The 21,225-nt window shown below is 35.0% G+C and carries 19 protein-coding genes; 5 read left to right on the forward strand and 14 right to left on the reverse strand.

What is annotated here, in order from left to right:
• Positions 1–19: 19 nt before the first annotated feature.
• The 10 genes from secA to DLJ74_RS04705 form a co-directional block, all read right to left on the reverse strand.
• Complete coding sequence (gene secA / locus DLJ74_RS04660) at positions 20–2,527, reverse strand: preprotein translocase subunit SecA (RefSeq protein WP_109983545.1); 2,508 nt, start codon at positions 2,525–2,527, stop codon at positions 20–22.
• Positions 2,528–2,993: 466 nt separating this feature from the next.
• Complete coding sequence (gene hpf / locus DLJ74_RS04665) at positions 2,994–3,554, reverse strand: ribosome hibernation-promoting factor, HPF/YfiA family (RefSeq protein ID WP_054787065.1); 561 nt, start codon at positions 3,552–3,554, stop codon at positions 2,994–2,996.
• Positions 3,555–4,108: 554 nt separating this feature from the next.
• Positions 4,109–4,462: a flagellar protein FliT gene (fliT, locus tag DLJ74_RS04670; protein ID WP_054859898.1), complete on the reverse strand. Its 354-nt coding sequence runs from the start codon at positions 4,460–4,462 to the stop codon at positions 4,109–4,111.
• The gene (fliS, locus tag DLJ74_RS04675; RefSeq protein ID WP_054859897.1) at positions 4,462–4,857 is read right to left on the reverse strand and encodes a flagellar export chaperone FliS; all 396 of its coding nucleotides are present in this window, start codon (positions 4,855–4,857) and stop codon (positions 4,462–4,464) included. The genes fliT and fliS overlap by 1 nt, the downstream gene beginning before the upstream one ends.
• A gap of 15 nt (positions 4,858–4,872) precedes the next feature.
• Positions 4,873–5,235 (reverse strand): flagellar protein FlaG, encoded by a 363-nt coding sequence (gene flaG / locus DLJ74_RS04680; RefSeq protein WP_054859896.1) that lies wholly within the window; start codon positions 5,233–5,235, stop codon positions 4,873–4,875.
• Positions 5,236–5,347: 112 nt separating this feature from the next.
• A complete protein-coding gene (locus tag DLJ74_RS04685) occupies positions 5,348–5,524 on the reverse strand; it encodes a YjfB family protein (protein ID WP_109983546.1) in 177 nt (58 codons plus the stop codon).
• A gap of 21 nt (positions 5,525–5,545) precedes the next feature.
• Entirely contained in the window at positions 5,546–7,600 is a 2,055-nt protein-coding gene (gene fliD / locus DLJ74_RS04690) for a flagellar filament capping protein FliD (RefSeq protein ID WP_109983547.1), read from the reverse strand.
• A gap of 97 nt (positions 7,601–7,697) precedes the next feature.
• Complete coding sequence (locus tag DLJ74_RS04695; RefSeq protein ID WP_181397430.1) at positions 7,698–9,008, reverse strand: DUF4129 domain-containing protein; 1,311 nt, start codon at positions 9,006–9,008, stop codon at positions 7,698–7,700.
• Positions 8,998–10,119, reverse strand: coding sequence for a DUF58 domain-containing protein (locus DLJ74_RS04700; RefSeq protein WP_109983549.1), 1,122 nt, complete (start codon positions 10,117–10,119; stop codon positions 8,998–9,000). Before DLJ74_RS04700 ends, DLJ74_RS04695 begins: the two co-directional genes overlap by 11 nt.
• Complete coding sequence (locus DLJ74_RS04705; RefSeq protein WP_109983550.1) at positions 10,116–11,078, reverse strand: AAA family ATPase; 963 nt, start codon at positions 11,076–11,078, stop codon at positions 10,116–10,118. Before DLJ74_RS04705 ends, DLJ74_RS04700 begins: the two co-directional genes overlap by 4 nt.
• A gap of 318 nt (positions 11,079–11,396) precedes the next feature.
• On the opposite strand from DLJ74_RS04705, the gene DLJ74_RS04710 reads away from it, so the two are divergent.
• The 5 genes from DLJ74_RS04710 to DLJ74_RS04730 all read left to right on the forward strand — a co-directional run bounded on the left by DLJ74_RS04710 (position 11,397) and on the right by DLJ74_RS04730 (position 15,348).
• A complete protein-coding gene (locus DLJ74_RS04710) occupies positions 11,397–12,458 on the forward strand; it encodes an NAD(P)/FAD-dependent oxidoreductase (protein WP_109983551.1) in 1,062 nt (353 codons plus the stop codon).
• Positions 12,459–12,620: 162 nt separating this feature from the next.
• Positions 12,621–13,241, forward strand: a complete 621-nt coding sequence (locus DLJ74_RS04715) for a CalY family protein (RefSeq protein WP_054787073.1) — start codon at positions 12,621–12,623, stop codon at positions 13,239–13,241.
• Positions 13,242–13,353: 112 nt separating this feature from the next.
• Entirely contained in the window at positions 13,354–14,166 is an 813-nt protein-coding gene (tapA, locus tag DLJ74_RS04720) for an amyloid fiber anchoring/assembly protein TapA (RefSeq protein ID WP_109983552.1), read from the forward strand.
• On the forward strand, positions 14,105–14,695 hold the full coding sequence (gene sipW / locus DLJ74_RS04725) for a signal peptidase I SipW (RefSeq protein WP_245902255.1): 591 nt from the start codon (positions 14,105–14,107) through the stop codon (positions 14,693–14,695). Before tapA ends, sipW begins: the two co-directional genes overlap by 62 nt.
• A 23-nt stretch (positions 14,696–14,718) precedes the next feature.
• Entirely contained in the window at positions 14,719–15,348 is a 630-nt protein-coding gene (locus DLJ74_RS04730) for a hypothetical protein (RefSeq protein ID WP_109983553.1), read from the forward strand.
• On the opposite strand, the gene DLJ74_RS04735 is transcribed toward DLJ74_RS04730, so the two are convergent.
• The 4 genes from DLJ74_RS04735 to DLJ74_RS04750 form a co-directional block, all read right to left on the reverse strand.
• Positions 15,326–16,315: a hypothetical protein gene (locus DLJ74_RS04735; protein WP_109983554.1), complete on the reverse strand. Its 990-nt coding sequence runs from the start codon at positions 16,313–16,315 to the stop codon at positions 15,326–15,328. The genes DLJ74_RS04730 and DLJ74_RS04735 overlap by 23 nt on opposite strands.
• 356 nt (positions 16,316–16,671) lie before the next feature.
• Positions 16,672–17,661: a hypothetical protein gene (locus DLJ74_RS04740; RefSeq protein WP_109983555.1), complete on the reverse strand. Its 990-nt coding sequence runs from the start codon at positions 17,659–17,661 to the stop codon at positions 16,672–16,674.
• Between the two features lie 142 nt (positions 17,662–17,803).
• Positions 17,804–19,084: a nucleotide sugar dehydrogenase gene (locus tag DLJ74_RS04745; RefSeq protein WP_109983556.1), complete on the reverse strand. Its 1,281-nt coding sequence runs from the start codon at positions 19,082–19,084 to the stop codon at positions 17,804–17,806.
• A gap of 36 nt (positions 19,085–19,120) precedes the next feature.
• Positions 19,121–21,211, reverse strand: a complete 2,091-nt coding sequence (locus tag DLJ74_RS04750) for a GSCFA domain-containing protein (protein ID WP_109983557.1) — start codon at positions 21,209–21,211, stop codon at positions 19,121–19,123.
• Between the last annotated feature and the right edge of the window lie 14 nt (positions 21,212–21,225).

Genomic DNA, 21,225 nt, shown 5'->3' on the forward strand with positions numbered 1-21,225 from the left:
CTTTCCACCTCATTTATGTTTACTTACCATGGCATTGTTTATACTTTTTACCACTACCACATGGACATGGATCATTTCTACCCACGCTCTGTGCTTTTACATAAGGTTTTTTTACTTTTTTCTTCTCTTCTCCACCTGATACTGCTTGTGTATCTTTTACCACAGCTTCCCGTTTTAAATTCTCCCGTATCTGTGCTTTCATTACATATTTAGCAACCTCTTCGTTTATAGAAGCAATCATTTGTTCAAACATAGCAAAGCTTTCCATTTGATATTCTCTAAGTGGATCATTTTGTCCATATGCTCTGAGATGGATACCTTGACGTAATTGATCCATTTGATCGATGTGATCCATCCATTTCGTATCAACCGTACGTAACAGGATAACTTTCTCGAATTCACGCATTTGTTCAGGCGTAAGCTCAGCTTCTTTTTGGTCATATTTTTCTTGTACTTTTGCTAATATCGTATCCTGAACCTCAGATTTTTCCTTCCCTTTTAGGTTGGCTTCTGTTATCCATTCAGGCTCTAATAGGGTTGCATGGATATACTCTATTAAACCAGAAATGTTCCAGTTTTCAATCTCTTCTTCCGGCATATACATATCAATCGCTGCTTCCACTGTTGTTTCAATCATTTGTTCAATGATTTCTCGCAGGTTATCAGATTCAATAACATCAAAACGTTGCTTATAAATAATCTCACGCTGCTGACGTAAAACATCGTCGTAGGAAAGAATTGTCTTACGAGCATCAAAGTTATTCCCTTCTACTCGTTTTTGTGCAGATTCCACTGCACGAGAAACCATTTTACTTTCAATTGGTTGCGAATCATCCATGCCCAGTCTTTCCATCATGGCTTTCATATTATCTGAACCGAATCGACGCATTAATTCATCTTCCATAGACAGATAAAATTGAGTGATACCGGGGTCTCCTTGACGACCAGAACGACCTCGCAGCTGATTGTCAATTCTACGAGACTCATGACGTTCTGTTCCTATGACAGCAAGTCCACCTAATTCCTTTACCCCTTCACCTAATTTAATATCTGTACCACGACCTGCCATATTGGTAGCAATCGTAACAGCACCTTTTTGGCCAGCATTTTCAATAATCTCAGCTTCGCGGAAATGATTTTTTGCATTTAAAACATTATGCTGCACACGAGCACGAGTGAGGTATTTTGAAATTAGCTCAGATGTTTCTACAGCCACTGTACCAACTAATACTGGCTGTCCATTTTCGTGTCGACTTTTTATTTCTTCTACAACAGATTTGAATTTACCTTCCATTGACTTATAAATTAAGTCTGGCTTATCATCACGAATAATCGGCTTATTCGTTGGGATTGCTACGACATCCATATTATAAATATTACGGAATTCCTCTTCTTCTGTTTTTGCCGTACCAGTCATCCCTGCTAATTTTTTATACATTCTGAAATAGTTTTGGAATGTAATAGAAGCAAGTGTCATACTTTCATTTTGAATTGGTAAGCCTTCTTTAGCTTCAATGGCTTGGTGAAGACCATCACTATAGCGGCGTCCTTTCATTAACCGTCCAGTAAATTGGTCAACAATGACTACTTGTCCTTCCTCCACAACATAATCCGTATCGCGATGCATAGATACATGTGCTTTTAATGCTTGATTAATATGATGCGTTAATGTCACATTATTTAAATCAAAAAGATTCTCTATGTTAAAAAATCGCTCGGCTTTGTTCATTCCTTCTTCTGTTAGTTGAACTCCTTTTGATTTCACATCATATGTGTAGTCATCTTCATTTTTCAATGTTCGGACAAAAGAATTTGCTTGTTGGTACAATGCTGCAGACTTTTGTGCTGTACCTGAAATAATTAATGGAGTTCTCGCCTCGTCAATTAAAATGGAGTCTACTTCATCAATCACTGCAAAATTAAGCGGTCTTTGGACCATTTGCTCCTTATAAAGCACCATATTATCACGCAAGTAGTCAAACCCGTATTCATTATTCGTACCATACGTAATATCTGCTTGGTATGCTTCTCGTTTTTCTTCCTTAGAGAGACCGCTTTGATTCAATCCAACAGATAGTCCTAGGAACTCATATAATTCTCCCATCTCACGTGCATCACGATCTGCTAAGTAATCATTGACCGTAATAACATGAACACCTTCACCTGGTAATGCATTTAAATAGACCGGCATAGTGGAAGCTAATGTTTTCCCTTCCCCTGTCTTCATTTCCGCAATATCCCCGTGGTGCATCGCAATCGCACCAAGAAGTTGCACATGGAAAGGGCGCATCCCTAATACTCTTGTAGAAGCTTCTCGAACTACCGCATAGGCTTCTACAAGTAGATCATCTAATGATTCACCATTTTGATACCTTTCCTTAAATTCCACTGTTTTATTTTTTAATTCTTGATCAGACAATTGCTGCATTGTTGATTCTAATGCAGCAATTTCTGTTGCTATCTTCTCTAAACTTTTTAATTGTCGTTGATTTCCATCACCAAAAACTTTTTTCAATAATCCACGCATTCTAGCCGCTCCTCTTTTCTACCAGAAAGTTCAATTACGTCTATCTTATATCATAACATTTGCATGAATAAAATGACAAGAATCCTACGATATAAGTCCTTATTTATAAATTGCGTCAACACTATCCTAATCTCAAAGATGGTTTAAGCTATGTTAAAACAAATGCACGATCTGAGGAAAAGAAGTAGTCGAAGGAAGCGACTACTTCTTTATATAGAGAAGGTTGAAATTGGAGGAGCAAAAACACCTTCTCTGGAGAGGAAGTAAATTAGTTATACCACGTTTATTTCTAAGAGCAAAATAGACAAATAGCGATTTTTGACGTATTCTCATTCTACAATTTCATCTTATGGACATTAGAAAAGGAAAATAGAATGGTCATATTCTAGCTAAAAAAAAGCAATTTGATCATAAAAAGAGGTGGCCAACTCTAACTAGAATAGGCCACCTCTTCTCTATTATTTATTTAACTTGGTTCGATCAAGCCGTAACGGCCATCTCTGCGCTTATATACTACATTGGTATTTCCAGTAATGGCATTTTCAAAAACGAAGAATGCATGTCCTAACATATCCATTTGTAGAACCGCTTCTTCTGAATCCATTGGTTTTAGATCAAACCGTTTTGTTCGGACAATTTCAATTTCATCATCATCAAACTCATCTTGTTCCTTTGTTAGTACCGCTTCCTTCTCCAATTCAGCAAAAACATGCTTAGGAGCTCCTTGCTGACGGAATTTACGGTTTACTTTTGTTTTATGCTTACGAATTTGCCTTTCTAGTTTGTCAACAACAAGGTCAATAGCTGCATACAAATCCATGTGCTGCTCTTCTGCACGAAGCAAAAGATTCGTCATCGGAATTGTTACCTCAATTTGTTGCTCCTCATTATAGACACTTATATTTACATTTACATCAGAAGTAGGAGTGGAATCAAAATATCTTTCTAATTTCCCTATTTTTCTCTCAACATATTCCTTAATAGCTCCTGTAACTTCTACATTCTCACCACGGATGTTGTATTTCATAAAAAGTGTCCTCCTTTCAAACTATAAAGCTATATAAGCTATATATCTATAATACCACACTTGAGATAGAATAAACGAGCAATATGTCAAGATCATTCAAATAATTTTTACAAAAACTTAACTTAGCCATTAAAGTGATCTTTAAGGAAAGCCTTAAAATTGAATTACGCTCGTACATCTATGTTATTAACGTCATTTTAAGCAAAGTCCCAGCCAAAAATGATGCTTACTCTTGCTATAAACACCATTTCAAGCTAAAACCCAGTCGAAAATGACTCTTATTCTTGCTATAAACACCATTTCAGACTAAAACCCAGTCGAAAATGACTCTTACTCTTGCTGTAAACACCATTTCAGACTAAAACCCAGTCGAAAATGACTCTTACTCTTGCTATAAACACCATTTCAGACTAAAACCCAGTCGAAAATGACTCTTACTCTTGCTGTAAACACCACTTCGTCTATTCTACAGCCCAAAATGACTTTTACTTTAAGGATGTCTTCTATACAAAAAAGCCTTGCTTCCTATAATGGATGCAAGGCTTTGAACATCATCACTTTTTAGAATCCATGAATCTCCCATCAAGTGTGGATATACTTTGATAAGGATTTAAATATTTTGTATTTGATCTTTGTTGCTTTTTATTATTGCGCATATCCTTTTTTATGCTTTGAAAAAGCTGCTGCAGCTTGTCATTTAGCTGTCGGTCAAGAATCACTGTTTGCTTCCCAAGCTCTTCTTCCTCTTGCGTATATGGTGGTTTAATTTGTTCCATCCATTGTTGTCTGTTGTCGATCATTTCTGTGATATGGTCAATTAATTCCTTGCGTTTTTGGCTACCTGATGGAACATTTAGTAAACTTAGCATCTCTTTTGTGAGCTGATAATATTTTTGAATGGCTTCCATTATGCTTTAGCACCTTGCCCGTATTGTCTTCTACGTTCCGTTTGAATGACTTCCTTCCATGTATCACGAAACTGGCGAATAATCTCTTCAGCCTCCGATAACCTCTCTAGGTCATTATGGACATTTGCTTGGGTCAATGATTGGTAAGCAAAATCATATAATGGTAGCATTTCTTGAGAAATTGTAGCCTCCGGATTCAGTGTTACCATTAATTCTCGTATAATATTTTGAGATTTTTGTATATATTCATTCCGTACTTGATGATTATTTTCTTCGATTGCTTTTCTAGCTTGCTTTATAAATTTCAAGCATCCATTATAAAGCATTAAGGTTAGTTCTCCTGGAGTTGCTGTTGTAACTGAATTATTTTGGTATGCTTGATATTGTTTAGCCATAAATTGAACGCTCCTCTATATTTTTTCGTCAACGATAAATCCCATTAATTCCGCCATTGAGGCGTACACATCCAATAATTTTTTCGGAGGAATTTCTTTTACAACTTCATCTGTCTGAGAATCCACAATGGTAACATAATATCTATCCAATTTTTCATGAAATTCATAGCGAATACTTGTATCATATGGTTCTAAAAAAGAATTAAGTCCATCCACTAAATCCTTTGTTTCTATCATAGAAATTTCATCATTATCTGAATTAGGTTGTAATTCATCACTCTCTTTTACTTTAGAACTATCTTTTGGAAGCAAAGATATATCTTGTGCTGATTCATGCTGAGGGGAGAGAGTTCCAATGTTCATTTTACTTATATCCATAACAACAATCATCTCCTCTTACGCCATTTAATTATAGTATCGGTTAAAAGTATTATTTTGTTAGCTTCTGATAGAAAAATCTAGAGCAACTTGAGCTCTAGATTTTTCAGCACTATCCTTTGATGTCAATGCTACTTCCCAGATGAGGTTGCATGGATTGTTCTAGCATTTTTATCATTTCGTTCGAATCTACTTGTTGCTCATTGATTGCTTTCTTTAATACGGCAATACTGGCCTCTTGTTTTACCTGTGCTTGATTCATTGCAATCGACATTGCTGCGATATCCATAAAAATTCCTCCCTATTATCTTTAGCTCATTCCGCCTCCAAATTGTTGCATTAAATAGCTTGATTGCTGATTATATCGTGCAATGGCTTGCTCCATTGCTGTAAATTGTGACCAGTATCTTTCCTCCACTTGTGCTAAACGATTTTCAAAATTAGAAATTCGATCCTCGATATCTTCTAGATTTCGGCCGATCGTAAATTGGTAATTCGTTGCGGTTGCTCTGCCGGCTCTTTCGTAGATTTTATCCATCGCACCTTCTACGGAATCTGTCAATCTTCTAACAATTCCTTTTTCACCATAGGAGTCTCCATCTCCACGGAAAAGGTTTTCTACTGCATCAGGGTCCGCTTCAATGGCTTCTTTTAGCTTTGCTTCATCAATAACGAGCTTACCGCCCTCCATGTAGTTTTTTGTGGTAGTAATTCCGATCGCAGCTAGCTGATTGAATACACCTGTTGATTCATCATTATTGACTGGTGTGTAAAAATCCCTTCTCATTTCTGATAATACACTCTGAAGAATTGGGTCTCCTTTTAACAAACCACTCTTTGCCATTGCCTCCCAATCTTCCTGTTGCTTTTCTGAAAGAGACTCTCTTTCTTCGTCTGTCAAAGGCTTGTAATCTCGGTGGTACTCTTCATTTAATTTATTATTAATATTGTCTATTAAAGTATTATAGGTTTCTACAAATTCTTTAATATTTTCGAATACTTCTTCCGTATTATTGGTAACCCCGATCGTTACTGGCTGTGCACCGTCTACCTCGTCAAAGGTTTGTTTAAGACTAAATGTCACTCCATCGATTTGGAAACTATTTGAATGTCTTTCTGTACTTAGTCCATTTATCGTAAACTTAGCATTTGTTCCTTCCTCATAATTGGTTCGGTTATTTGAAAATTGCAACACAGAGGTCATGAAATCTCCACTTACTTGAATATCCTCTGTGGTAGAATCAAAATCTCCTGTTTCTGTTCTAGATAAGGTCAATTGGTCAGAGAAAGAATCATACATCATAGAAACACCTAGCTTTGCACTATTGACTCTGTCCACGATTTTATTTAATGATTCATTTCCTGAAACGATAAAATTCCGGTGTGTTTCTCCATTAGCAGTGCTTGCACCAATTGAAAAGGAAGTATAATTTTGCTGGTAGGTAACACTAATATCAGTAGTTTCTGTCAGCTTTTCGTCAAATGTAATGGCACCTGAATTTGTGTTGATTTTCCCTATTGAATTACCCGATCCATCTACTAAAGCATATTCGTTCGTTCCTGTTGATGCCCCGATAGAATAGTTTGTCCCATTAACGGTTAAAGAAAAATTGCTATCAGCTACAATCGATCCACCATCTAATTTATAACCATTAGAGCCTTCCGACAAGGTTGTATCAATTGTTTTGTTATCTTTCACATATTGAGCACTAATGGTATCACCTGTTTTTACTGCACCATCAGCAAAAGTTAATTCCCCTGTACTAGCATCAAAATATACTTGATTTGCTTCTAAATTATTTGCGGAATCAACTACCTCAAATCCTTTTCCATTGACTTGGATATCTAGTGATGTATCGACATCATACACAATATTGTCATCCAACTTAACAGTCTGTCCTGATTCCACCTTAATATTTTTCTTCTCGATAACCCCTTTATTCCATGTTAAATTATTAGCTAGTTTGTCAGCTTCATTGTACAAGCTTTTGGATGCATCTATTTTATTCGTTTGGTCACTAGAGATTTTCCCATCATTTACCCATGACGCAGCTGTTGCTAGTTGCTCCACCTTAGAAATCTCAAAAGATGTCTGATTGGCAGCACTAGATGCTACAGCAGTAATAAAATCTTCATTCGATGATGTAACTTGTCGAGCACGAAATCCCGTTGTTAATCTCATATTAAATAGTGAATTATCTCTAAAATCTAATAACAACGTATTGATAGAACGATAATCATCACGTTTCCATTCTAAGACTTGCTTTTCTTGCTCCATTTTTTGCAATGGAAGTCTTTCTACCTTCATTAAATCATTTACGATTGACTCAATGTCCATTCCGCTTGCAAATCCACTAATTCTCATCTTCATTCACGTCCTTTTTACACTCTTTTTTTCTATATCGGAATAAACTCCCATTTGTTAAATGGATATTTTGAACTATATTTCAATGAGCCAATCGTTATTTTATTGTTTTCCAAATACTATTCAGTTCAGTTTCCATGGTTTTATCCAACTTATCTTTCCCATATCTCGCATCATCATATAGCTCTCTCAACCGAGCTAACTGTTCATTCTGTTCAGCATTTTGTAACACTTCATGTGCCGTCATTGAATGCCTCCACTTATGTTGTCTTTTAAGCTCTGTTGCTATCTCTTTATAAAGAAAACGTGCTTTCTCTGCTGGAGACAGCTGCTCAAATTTCGGATTGCGTTTCACGATTCTCGTAATCGCTTCTTGGAATTCTTCCTGTTTTGTTTTTCTCCAATCCTTCCAGTTGAACAAGCTTTGTTTTTCATCTGAGTAGTCTGTCGATATTTCATCTGTTTTTCTTCGTGAAAATACTTGTGTTATAATCTGCCATAATTTTAGTAAGACTGTTTTAATAGCTCTTCGCACCTTCTTGATAAATATAGCAAGAAATAATAGGAGGAGAAAAACAATTAAAACAAATCCTAAGATAATCATGATCTGTTCCATCAACTCCGCAAAAAATGAAGGATCCTTTGGTTCTTCTTCTGGTAGCATTGGCGTCATACTGGATTCTTGCTTCTCTTCTCGGATAATCTCTTCCTCGTTCGAGAATAAAGAAGCAAACCAAATGAAAAATCCAATGATGGAGCGTGTACCATTATAGAGTGCTGATTGAATGATGTGGAGATTGGTGATGGCAAGAACAAATAGTATAGTAATGATTATAAATAGATCATTCATTTTTTTCATATCCTGATTTGGTTTATGCTTGCCCTTGGCGAGAGACTCTCTTTGTAAATGTTGTTGATTCGTAATAAACAACAGACAAATGATAAAGCTAACACCGAATATTGTTAGTAATCCTTTGAACGGAGTTAAGCTAGCAAAATAATGAAAAGCCAAATAAGCGACAAAATAACTAGGCAATCCAATTGCCCAAAGAAAGCGACTTGGCAAAATATCCTCCCATTCATTTTCCCCATGCTGCACCCCTCGAAATGCCACGACGATGGTGACAATGAAACTCCCTATGTATGAGAACAAGGACTGCCCTATCAGGATGGTTAAGAGTACTGCTATCGTAGAAGCAAGCACAATGGATAGCACACGCTTCTGCTTTAACAATGTACGAATAATGGCTGTTAAAGTCAATAAGACATATAGGGAGAGGAGCCATGGAAAAATAAATTCCTGTCGATGAATAAGTACACCAATCAACAATACAAACGGAAATAAAGCGAGATACTCCACAAGCCCATGCCAACATAATGGTAGTAAATTCTTCTCTTTAGCTAACATTTTCTTCACCCACTTTTCCCGCATCTTCCTCTAATAACACCACTTCCACAGCATTACCAAGCTGTCTTAATCGAGCCATTTGGATTTCCATTTTTTCTGTAACTCTGCGTGAAAAAATAATGATATCTGTTTTCGTCAAGCCACGATCAATATCCTCCTGTAGAAAAGCACGGAAATTTCGCGACCGATCCATCTTAATTTTGGCAATAGAATCTAAAATATATTCGGATTGCTGGCCACTGCTTGCCGGCTCTATTCTAATCGAAGACTTCATACGATCTGTTGTGTTCGTAAATGGTTCAACAAAATATCCATTACATCCAAAGCCTGTTGCAATACCCTGTTCTAATGTATATGTAGCTAACGAAGCCGCATAGGATAATCCCTTTTCAATCCTAACTGGATTATCAATAGGTAACCGAATGTCTTCATCCCAATCAAAATTAACATATATCATTAAATAGTGATCAGCCGTATAGTCCTTTTTGTTAATTTGTAAGGATTGAGCACGAGCAGTTGCCTTCCAATTAATCGAGTTCAATGGATCTCCTTTCTGATAATCCCTTACACCAGATTGTAAAAAGGGATCCTCGATTATCCAGCGCTTCACGGTTATATCTCCAAGCCAGCTATGAGAAGGTAACGGAATATCTTCAATGGGTACCAGCTTTGGATAAACAGTAACAGCTGTTTTTGCATTAAATGAATCGAATACTTCCCCAAATCCAATCGCATCTCCAGTCGTCACCGAAACGGTTTCAAGTGGGTAATACCCTCTTTTTGCTCCAATGAGATAATGCCTTCTCGTTATTTTTTGGTAAGGAAATAAGCTGAAAAGAGTCCGATGAAACATCTCTTCTTCCTTACTTTTTCCAATCTCGGATTGCAATTTTAAATTTCCACTCATTTTAGATTCCAAACGGATCCACGGAACCGGTAACAACTTGTTATTTGCAATTTCATCGACCATTTCAATTTGTTCCCCTTCAAAAACAGTTTTCTGCTTGAAGGCACGATGATATGTTATTCCCTTTAAGCCCCATTTACTATAAATCATTCCTTGCAAGAATATAATGATTAATAAGACAACTATGATCCAGGCAATATTCATCCCTTTACCAAATCCTTCTCAGTTGGCACTGGGACATCCTTTAATATATCTGCTATTACATCCTCTACCTCTCCATCTCTAATTCCAATACGCTTAGCCAAAACCAATCGATGGCCCAGCACTGGCTTAGCCATTTTTTTCACATCATCAGGTATAACGTAGGTTCGACCTTGGAGTAAAGCATACACCTGTACAGCTTTTAAAAGGGCTTGACTTCCACGTGGACTAACACCTAACACGATTGCTTCATGATTTCTTGTTTTTTCAATCAGATCCATTAAATAATGAAGAACATCCTCACTCACCTCTACCTCACTATAGACTTTTTGCATACTAATAATCGCTTCCGTGTCTATCACAGCTTTTAAGTTATCTAACGGGTTTAGCTGTTTAAATCTTTTTAATATTTCCATCCCTTCTTGCTTGGACGGATAACCCATATGTATTTTTAATAAAAAACGGTCTAGCTGTGCTTCAGGTAACGGAAATGTTCCTTGATTTTCAACTGGATTTTGTGTGGCGATAACTAAAAAGGGTTCATCCAACCGATGTGTCTCGCCGTCAATAGTCACTTGGCGCTCCTCCATACTTTCCAGTAGACTTGATTGGGTTCTCGGAGTTGCCCGATTAATCTCATCCGCTAATAGAATATTCGTAAAAATCGGTCCAGGTCGAAACTCAAACTTTCCCTTCTCTTGGCTATAAAAATGAATACCTGTAATATCAGAAGGCAACAGATCTGGTGTAAATTGAATCCTCTTAAACTGTCCTTCCAAAGATCTTGCTAATGCTTTTGCCATTAAGGTCTTTCCTGTGCCCGGTACATCCTCTAATAGAACGTGACCTGAAGCAATGATTGCTACCATTAATAAGTCCATCGTATCTCCCTGTCCAACAACCACCTGCTTCATATTCTCTTTTATTTCTTCCGCAACAGTTTGCACATTTTGTAATTCCATTAAATAATCTCCCTCTCTTTTTTGTACACGCTTACAATATCTATATTTCATTTATACCATGAACTATATCTTATTATCAAAAAATTACGTTAATTCTAAAAAAGAGAAACTCCTAAGGGAGGTATGATACAAAGTCAGACACTGTGATAAATATAATTTTCTTCTAAAGGAAAAAATGAGCATTAAATAAAGAATTTTCTGAATTTAATGTGTTTTGCTCTTTCTATAGGAAAAGGATAGTTTTTTTGAACTAATTTTGTTAGTCTTAAATATAGAAATAATCACTATGAATTATATGATAGACGAGGAGTTTTGAAGATGAGAAAAGTTGTCATCATTGGTGGTGGCTATGGTGGTATGAATGCCTTACATCAATTGCTAGATCATGATTTACCTGATGATGTTCACATTAACGTAATTGATCGAAATCCATACCATTCATTAAAAACAGAATTTTATGCCATTGCTGCTGGTACGAAATCTGATAAAGAAGTACGGATTGATTTTCCAATCCACGAACAAGTTAACTATACCTTTGGAGATATTATTGAGATCGATACAGAAAATAACCAGATCCGTTTAAAAAATAATGAAGAGGCTGTAACCTATGATTACTTACTGATTGGGCTTGGCTGTGAGGATAATTATCACGGCATCCAAGGTGCAATGGAATATACAGAAAGTGTACAAAGTATTGCAAATGCTCGTCAAGCTAATATAAAAGTAAATAATTTGCCAGCATATAGTCAAGTCTCTGTCGTAGGCGCTGGACTAAGTGGTATCGAAGTAGCTTCCGAAATTAGAGAAAGTCGTCCTGACTTAAATATTCGTTTATTAGACCGAGGTGCATCTGTTTTATCTGCATTCGACGAAAAAATCCAATCCTATGTGGAAGAGTGGTTTCATCGTAACGAGGTCGACATTCTTCACCACTCAAACGTAGAGCTAGTAGCAGAAGGTATTTTTTATAATAATGGTGAGGGTATTGAAAGTGATGTCATTATCTGGACTGCAGGTGTGCGTCCGAATTACTTAGTTCGTAGCTTACCTTTTGAAAAGGATCGTCACGAAAAAATTATCATTAATGATTTTTATCAAGTTCCCTCCAATGATAATGTATTTATTGTTGGTGATTGCGCTGCGTCCAATTATTCACCAAGTGCACAGCTTGCCGGAATTCAAGGAGAACAAATAGGAGAAATATTAGCCGCGATATTACGAAATGAAACACCTAAAAGGCCAAAAGAAATTAAACTGAAAGGACAATTAGGCTCTCTCGGCAAATCTGACGGCTTCGGTAACATGTATCGTCAGCCTGTCACTGGACTACTTCCTAGACTAGCAAAATCAGGGGTACTTTGGTTAAACAAACGACATTAAAATTAGATATACAAAGAAAATAGAAGAAAATAGAAGGAAATCACTTGATAAATATTTAAAACGATTGATTTTCTTCTTTTTTGGTTCTTTTCTTTTTCGGTATATGCGTTATAATACACTTAATGTTCTTTATATAGAACAAAATTTTGAGGAGGAATTAACATGTCGTTAAAGAAAAAGCTTGGAATGGGATTAGCGTCTGCTGCACTTGGAATTGCATTAATTGGTGGAGGTACATATGCCTACTTTAGTGACACAGAAGTGTCGGCAAATTCATTCACTGCGGGTACATTGGACTTATCTGTCAATCCTTCTACCATTATTGATGTAGACAATTTAAAGCCTGGAGATTGGATGAGCCGTTCTTTTGAGCTAGTAAATGATGGTAGTTTAGACATTTCAGCAGTTGATTTGCACACAGATTATACTGTCATTGATGCAAATGGTGACAATGGCTCTGAAGATTTTGGTGAGCATATTCGAGTAAACTTCCTTAAAAACTTAGATAAGGATTCCTTGTTCCAATATCCTCATGAGAATGTCATCACGTCTGCAACATTGGCAGAGCTTCAGGGAGAAGTTCCAGATGCCGTTGAAAATAAAATCTGGGCATTCCTTGGTTGGGGTGACGAAGCAAGTGGAATTGAAGTAGGAGAATCCGATGATTTAATCGTCCAATTCGAATTTGTGGATAATGGTCAGGATCAAAACGTCTTCCAAGGCGATTCTTTAGAGCTAGAATGGACATTTGAAGCACAACAAACGGAAGGTGAAAGTAGATAATGATTTTACATGGGGAGAGAATGCTTCTCTTCTCTCTCCCTTATTTTTATGCCTATATGCTTTCATATGTGTATAAAAATGAGAATGTCCTAATTTAAAAGGGGGGACCAGCTTGAAATTATTTGTTCGTTATAAAAAACTAATTATGCTATTTGCATTACTGATTTCTATTTGTTTAATTGGTCTATCCGGGCTAACCCATCTTACTTCTGTTACCCAATCGAAATTGATTCATTCAACGAGGGATTCTTTTACTGTTCAACTAGGGAATTGGTGGGATAAGAGTGAGCTGGTTATTACTGAACAATCGTATCAAATGAAAGATGCTTGCCCTTCTGTCCAAATTCATTTTACTGTTCAGAATCAGGGGGTTTCAATGTTAGAGTCTACTCATTATTATCTTTATTTTTCAGAAAATGGATCTCCTATAAAGAATGGAAATTTAATCAAAGAAGGTACGATCTCACCCCTTGCCTCAATGGAGGAAAAAACGTTAGTATTCCCTAATCTACAAAATGGACATTACCAACTCAAAGTAAATCAACATCCACTTTACCAAAATAAAAAGGAACAACAGTTTACAAAAAGCCCAGTCATTAAGGCATTTTGTGAATTAGAAAAGGGAAATGTCAATAAAGAGCAGATAGAGTCCACCCCAACTAAAGAACAGACAACCGATCATCCGACGCAGACGAAAACTCTAACCGAAGAGATAAAGGAAAATACAGAACAGAAAATAGAAAAAACAACGGAAGAGAATGCTGACGAAATAATAAACAATGAACAAGAAATAACGGAGCAAGAGGAAGAAGTAGTAAAAGATCATAAAGATGAAGCTTTGAATACAGAGGAGGAAAACGAGGATGGAGAAAAATCAAATGAAGGAATCGAACAAGAAAATAAAGTTCAAGAAAATACTGAGTAATACTATAACAGCCATATTGTTCGTCCTATTAATTACGATTTCTATCTTCGTGATTATAACAAGAGTTAGTGGCAATGAACCGGAAATTTTCGGATACCAGTTAAAAGTCGTCCTCTCAGGGTCAATGGAACCAACCTTCCGAACAGGCTCTGTAATTGCTGTGGAGGAATATACCAATAACTCCTCCATAGAAGTCGATGATGTGATAACATTTGTGGACGAATCTGATCAACTCATTACTCATAGAGTAGTCGATATTCAACAGAATGGTACTCATACACTTTATCAAACGAAAGGGGATAACAACCGTACTCCCGATCAAGCTCTTGTCCAAGATGACAATGTAGTGGCGACATATTCTGGAATGACCATCCCCTATTTAGGCTATATTGTGCATTATATGCAATCACCATTAGGCAGTGCTTTATTATTGATTATTCCAGGTCTTGGTTTATTAGGCTATGGTATGTATAACGTTTGGAGTACGATTATTAGGCTAGAGCGTAAGGCTAAAAATATTTCCGAATGAATGCTTAGGAGGAGGTGTTAATCATGAAAATACTTTTCATTCGAAGTGGGATAATAGGCATCGTGAGTTTGTTCTTATTCTATTCATACCCTATCCATGCTACAGCCTCAAATTTAATTGACATATCTGGCTCACTTACAAAAACGAATCATTTATTTTCAATTGAAAATATTAAGCCAGGTGATTGGGCTGATCGTGAATTGATAATCTCCAATGCTAGTAAGGAAGAAACAACCTATGACTTCGACATCCGTTTTGTGAATGGTTCTAAAAAGTTTTTTCATGCATTAACAATGGAAATTCGTTATGGTGATGCCGTTCTCTTCCATAATAAATTACATGAATTATCTGATCTCCCCTCTCAAACATTAGCTGTAAATGGTCAGGACAATTTAAACATGAGACTCTCTATTCCAAAAGAGCTCGGCAATGAATACCAAGGTCTTTCAGTAGATGCAGAAATTATCATTACAGCCAAGAGTAAAAAAGGGGAGCAAGATAGTATACTTCAGCTTTCCACCAACAGTCCAATAAGCGCTGATAAGCTCCCAAATACAGCCTCCTATATTTTCAACTTCTTACTAATAGGATCTGTTCTTTTATTATTGGGAAGTTGCATTATCTTGCTTATTAAGAGGAAGGATTTTGCTTAATATATTGATCGAAGCTTTGTTGATATTGAAGAACAAAAGCTGGATCAATATATCGTTTTAAACAATTTAAATAATTCTTTTGAATAGATTTTATGAAGTTGTCTTGTAAACGGAATTCAAAAAAGTTAGCTTTTGGCGTTTCTAATTCAAGTAAGTTGTACAATTTGGCAATATCTGAGTTTGTAGCACGCTCGACTAGCTTTCGATATAGTGAATGAATCTTTAATGATTCATATTTTTCCATTACATTGTCATATGGTACAAAATTTAATAATTTTTCATTTTCATCAGGAGGCATTTGATTAAGATATGATAATAAGAATGCTTTTTCTAAATCGAGCGATTGATTCAGCTTATTCTCTATTCTTGTCTCAATTGCTGGAAACTGAAAAGTATCCGTGATCGTATGCCAGAATTTATCTTCGTTTTCTTTTAACAATTCAAATGGCAAAACTAAAATCTTTTCGAAATACCGCTTGTAATACCTTAATATCATTTTCAATTGGAGCGAATAAAATAAAAACAGCCCTTGTTCTTCAACAAAGTCCTGTGCCGAGCCAGACCATCCTTGTTTTATCGATTGAATATAAATAGATCTAATCCAAGAGATCGGTTCTCTAACTGTAATAAGAAGCTGATTCGTTCTTGTTTTATAACGAAGTTGACTACTTGTATAATCAATAAATTTCCAAACCCGCTGTTGGCGACGTATCTCATTTAAAAATGCAGTAGAAAACCCCTCATTACTTAATATCATTATTTGATTATCTTGTTTCGGTCTATCTGTAGAAATATCCGTCTTAATAAGACTATTCATTTTTCCCTTTCTCACTTCTCTTCGTAAATGATGAAGATACTCATTACTACCTTTATTAGACAAACAATAGTTAGGGTCTCTTAACCAAATCTTCTGCATATAGGTAGTGGCAGTCTTCATCATTCCGATATGGATGAGATCGAAGTTCATCGGATCACCTGCTTTTTTTTAGTCGCTAATGAAAGAGATTGAATTTCAGGTCCTTAACTTATACATTTTATGCAAGTTGATAAAATAATGTTATTAAATTAATGAAAGCTTACACATTGCTTATGTAGGCTTTAACATTCTAATCATGCTAATCTTACATTACTATAGTTTCCTTTAAATTTTCCTCTGGTATCAATTATGTAAGTGTAAAAAAAGTCCATACCTAGGATTAGATGTGGACTTATTGTATGCTTTATTTAGTTTCATTAGGAATGTAACAATCTCTTGGCAGTAACTTTGACCAAGGTAAAAGGGCAGCTACTTGTTATTATTAGGAAGTAGCATTGTCTTGCTTATTAAGAGGAAAAATTTTGCTTAATATATTGATCGAAGCTCTGTTGATATTGATGAACAAAAGCTGGTTTAATATAAAACTGTAAATAATTTAAATAATTCTTCTGAATAGATTTTATGAAGTTGTCTTGTAAATGGAAATCAAAAAAGCTAGCTCTAGGTGCTTCTAATTCAAATAAGCTGTACATTTTAGCAATATCTGATTTTGTAGCACGCTCTACTAACTTTCGATAAAGCGAATTAATCTTTGATGATTTATATTTTTCCATTACACTTTCGTATAGTGCAAAATTTAATAATTTTCCGGTTTCATGAGGAGGCATTTGATTAAGAGATGATAATAAGTATGCTTTTTCTAAATCCAGCGATTTATTGAGCTTATTCTCTATTCTTGTCTCAACTGATGGAAGCTGAAAAGTATCTGTGATCGTATTCCAAAACACATCTTCGTTTTCTTTTAACAACTCAAAGGGCAAAATTAAAATCTTCTCAAAATATCGCTTATAATAACTTAATATCATTTTCAAATGGAGGGAATAAAGTAAAAACGATCCCTGTTGCTCCACAAAATCCTGTGCTGAGCCAGACCAACCTTCTTTTATCGATTGAATATAAATGGATCTTATCCAAGAAATCGGTTCCCTTACCGTAATAAGAAGCTGATTACTTCTTGTTTTATAACGAAGTTGACTACTTGTATAATCAATAAATTTCAAGACCTGCTTTTGATGATTTATTTCATTTAAAAAAGCTGTAGAGAAGCCCTCATTACTTAATATCATTATTTGATTATCTTGTTTTAGTTTATCTGTTCGAATAGTCGTCTTAATTATACTTTTCGTTTTATCCTTTCTTACATTTTTTCTCAAATGATGAAGAAACTCTTTACTACCTATATTAGCTAAACAGTAGTTAGAGTCCTTCAACCATACATTCTGCAAATAGGTAGTTGCTGTCTTCATCATTCCAATATGGATGAGATCGAAGTTCATCGGATCACCAGCTTTTTTTAGTTAGTAATGAAATAAGATAAATACAGATTGTTAACTTATTTATTTTATGCAATTTGATTAAATATTGTTATTAAATTAATGAAAGCCTACACATTTATTGTGCAGGCTTTAAGCATTCTGTTTATGCTAATCTCACATTACTATAGTTTTCTTTAAATTTACCTCTGGTATCAACTATTAATTTTGAATATTCTAAAATAGTATCATAATCAAATGTGTCGTGATCAGTTACTAATATTACACAATCAAATGATTTTAGAGTTTCAGAATCTACAGAAATTGACTTCAAATTAAAATGATAGTTTCTCATAGATGGAATTTCTTCCACATAAGGATCTGAATAACTAATAATAGCACCTTTTGATTGAAGTAAATCTATAATTTTCATTGCAGGAGACTCTCTTGTATCATCAACATTCTTTTTATAGGCTAATCCTAAAATTAGTATATAAGAACCATTGATTGACTTCGAAAAATCATTTAAAGCGTCGAATGTCTTTTGAACAACAAAATTTGGCATGGATGTATTTACCTCCCCAGCCAATTCAATAAACTTAGTTTGTACATCGTATTCTCTTGCCTTCCATGTTAAATAAAATGGATCAATAGGAATACAATGGCCACCTAAGCCTGGTCCGGGATAAAAAGGAACATAACCAAATGGTTTAGTAGCTGCTGCTTCGATCACCTCATATATGTTAATGCCTAATCTATCCGCAACTAATTTCAATTCATTTACAAGGCCAATGTTAACAGATCTATATATATTCTCTAACAGCTTTGTTAACTCAGCAGTAGCGGTAGAGCTCACTGGGATCATTTCCTCTATTGCTTGCTCATAAATTTCTAATCCTTTATCTAAACATTTATTTGTAATCCCACCGATCACTTTAGGTATATTTCCGGTGGAGTACGCCTCATTACCAGGATCTTCTCTCTCTGGGGAATAAACAACAAAGAAGTCCTTACCGACTTGAAACCCTTTTTTTTCAATTAATGGTACAATGATATCCTCAGTTGTACCAGGATAAGTAGTGCTTTCTAAACTTATCAATTGGTTTGCCTTTATATAGGGCAAAAGTGACTTCATTGTTTCTTTAATATATTTTAACTCAGGTTCTCTTTGTTTGTTAAGTGGTGTTGGTACACAAATAATAATAGCATCCACTTCTGCTATCTTTGAAAAGTCATTAGTTGCAGTGAAATTTCCTTCACGAACTATTTTATAAAGTGTCTCATGTCTAATTGTTCTAATATAACTCGACCCGTTGTTTAATTTAGATATTTTAATAGTGTCAATATCAAAACCAATAACTTTAAAGCCTGTATTCGCAAATCTTATTGCCAAAGGTAGACCTACATATCCTAAGCCAATAATTCCAACACTGTTCTTATTATTCATTTTACCTCAGCCTTTTTAAAAATTAGATAATTAAATTTACCAATCCGTATTACTTTCGTATCCAAGTTCTGTAAGTAACTTTCCAGCTTCTGATTTAAATTCTTCTTTATCTTTAGAATTATAAGTTTTTTTCCACCGTTTTAGTGCTTTAGAATTAATTTGTTTACTAACTTGATTTGTACTAGATTCAACTGGTTCTTCTCCTCTTTCAATTTGATGGTATTGAAGAACGTTCGGATCCCAATCCTCATCTAGAAATGCTAATATATCTTTCATAACATCTTCTGTATGAAGAATTAAATCCTCATATTTAATCAACTTAACTCTGTCATTTAATATGGGTAGACTAGCATCCTCCAAGCCTTTTCTTACAACGATATTCCAATACTTAGCTGCATTCCTTATGTCTTTAACATACCAAACAGGGTTACCAAATGAATCAACCCATTTCATATTAACAAGTGATGAAGCTACATCTCTTCCATCACGCACTACATGAATAAATTTCGCTTTTGGGAAAATTTCAGCTAGCTCCTTCATTACTAAAATATTATGAGGTGTTTTCTCCACAATTCTTGCTGCTTGATTTTTAATTCTAAAATTTTCAAAAAAAGAAGCGATAAGAGTGGAAAAGCTGTTTGATAAGATTTCGTCACTTATATCATATGATTTACGAATATCTTTATAATTTTTAATTTGATTATAAACTTCAATTATATTATTAATTGCTTTAAACTCTGGACCAGATGCGAATCTGTGATGAGCATTTAGCATTACCCTCAATAATGTTGTTCCTGAACGTCCAGCACCACCGATAAATACAATATCATCATTAACATTATGATTTTTTTTTGCATTATGTGGTATTGATTCTTTAATGGTTGAAGTTTCATTTTTAACTTCTATTAATAAGTTTTTTAGCTCCTTATTTTCTTTCCATCTTTTTGATGCCTCTAGCAATTTGTTCTCGGCATCGTAATAATCTTTTTTTCTTATATCTAATTTAATTGAAATAAGGTGAAAGTCTAACTCGTTTGCTGCAAAAAAACTTATTTTATTTAGTATTTTTTCTACCTTATCAAGATTATTATTATCGAGTTCGCTAGAAGCTTTAGATAGAAAATAATTAATCTTCCTTCTAGTAACATCATTTGAGTTAAATAATTCATGATTCGAATTAGTGTTAACGACATAATAAGATTCAAATAAACTCATAATCTCGTCTACCGTTTCTTTTTTTACATGCCTGTTATCAATTTCATAAGGATCTTCCTCTAACAATGTTACAATTTCATAAGCAGGGAAGTAAAAAACTGATTCAGAATTATCTTTAACAAATGTCTCCACCGCTGCCCTAAGCATTGATTTATTAGCTACATTCGCAATTACACTATTCGTTTCTTGAAATGTAGCTCTCAACGGAACTGGTGAAACAGTTATTATGATTTTTCCATTAGGATTAAATTTATTGTAAAGTCTCCTTATTTCGTTAAGATTACTTAAATTTTCCTCAAAAGTAGATTGTCTAAAACTATGTGTTTCCTTATTAAATATCTGTGTCGGGGGCACTAAGGGATAAACAGATCCATCAACCTTGTTGTACCATATTTCTGATTGACCTACTGTTATGATTAATACATCACAGGTTGTGAAGGCTTGGTACACATTATTCTTATGTTCTTTAAGCTCAAATTCCATTTCATTCTTGTTTTCCCAAGCAATCATTCTTCTATAAGGGTCTAATAACCTCCACTCTTCACCATCATTATACTCCCAGTACTTTTCAACAGGAGAAAAATCCTGAAATGCTCTTTTAAATTCTTGTAATATGGTAAATGTATTATAGACTCGATCATATCTAGCAGAACCAGGTTCAGTTCCTGGCCCACTTGCAGTTTGAATAAAAGAATAATCATTATGAATAAGCCATTTTTTTATTTCTCTTGCGAAACAACTACCAATAGATGCAATTTTTGTTTCCTTATTTATCTTCAATAACTTCTTATTATCTAATTTTAAGAAACTGCTATTCAATTCTTCTCCCCTTGGATAGATACGCCATGGTTCTAGTTTTAAAATCTGGACTTCACTCAATCCTTTACGGTCAGGATTATAAAGATAAACCATATAAACACCTCAGT

Origin of the sequence: Gracilibacillus dipsosauri (genome assembly GCF_003176895.1) — a bacterium.
GTDB classification, from domain to species: domain Bacteria; phylum Bacillota; class Bacilli; order Bacillales; family Amphibacillaceae; genus Gracilibacillus; species Gracilibacillus dipsosauri.

Coding starts and splice junctions, on each gene's coding strand:
- secA (WP_109983545.1), bottom strand. CDS start 2,527: ATGCGTGGATTATTGAAAAAAGTTTTTGGTGATGGAAATCAACGACAA.
- hpf (WP_054787065.1), bottom strand. CDS start 3,554: ATGAAATACAACATCCGTGGTGAGAATGTAGAAGTTACAGGAGCTATT.
- fliT (WP_054859898.1), bottom strand. CDS start 4,462: ATGGAAGCCATTCAAAAATATTATCAGCTCACAAAAGAGATGCTAAGT.
- fliS (WP_054859897.1), bottom strand. CDS start 4,857: ATGGCTAAACAATATCAAGCATACCAAAATAATTCAGTTACAACAGCA.
- flaG (WP_054859896.1), bottom strand. CDS start 5,235: ATGGATATAAGTAAAATGAACATTGGAACTCTCTCCCCTCAGCATGAA.
- DLJ74_RS04685 (WP_109983546.1), bottom strand. CDS start 5,524: ATGGATATCGCAGCAATGTCGATTGCAATGAATCAAGCACAGGTAAAA.
- fliD (WP_109983547.1), bottom strand. CDS start 7,600: ATGAGAATTAGTGGATTTGCAAGCGGAATGGACATTGAGTCAATCGTA.
- DLJ74_RS04695 (WP_181397430.1), bottom strand. CDS start 9,008: ATGTTAGCTAAAGAGAAGAATTTACTACCATTATGTTGGCATGGGCTT.
- DLJ74_RS04700 (WP_109983549.1), bottom strand. CDS start 10,119: ATGAATATTGCCTGGATCATAGTTGTCTTATTAATCATTATATTCTTG.
- DLJ74_RS04705 (WP_109983550.1), bottom strand. CDS start 11,078: ATGGAATTACAAAATGTGCAAACTGTTGCGGAAGAAATAAAAGAGAAT.
- DLJ74_RS04710 (WP_109983551.1), top strand. CDS start 11,397: ATGAGAAAAGTTGTCATCATTGGTGGTGGCTATGGTGGTATGAATGCC.
- DLJ74_RS04715 (WP_054787073.1), top strand. CDS start 12,621: ATGTCGTTAAAGAAAAAGCTTGGAATGGGATTAGCGTCTGCTGCACTT.
- sipW (WP_245902255.1), top strand. CDS start 14,105: ATGGAGAAAAATCAAATGAAGGAATCGAACAAGAAAATAAAGTTCAAG.
- DLJ74_RS04730 (WP_109983553.1), top strand. CDS start 14,719: ATGAAAATACTTTTCATTCGAAGTGGGATAATAGGCATCGTGAGTTTG.
- DLJ74_RS04735 (WP_109983554.1), bottom strand. CDS start 16,315: ATGAACTTCGATCTCATCCATATCGGAATGATGAAGACTGCCACTACC.
- DLJ74_RS04740 (WP_109983555.1), bottom strand. CDS start 17,661: ATGAACTTCGATCTCATCCATATTGGAATGATGAAGACAGCAACTACC.
- DLJ74_RS04745 (WP_109983556.1), bottom strand. CDS start 19,084: ATGAATAATAAGAACAGTGTTGGAATTATTGGCTTAGGATATGTAGGT.
- DLJ74_RS04750 (WP_109983557.1), bottom strand. CDS start 21,211: ATGGTTTATCTTTATAATCCTGACCGTAAAGGATTGAGTGAAGTCCAG.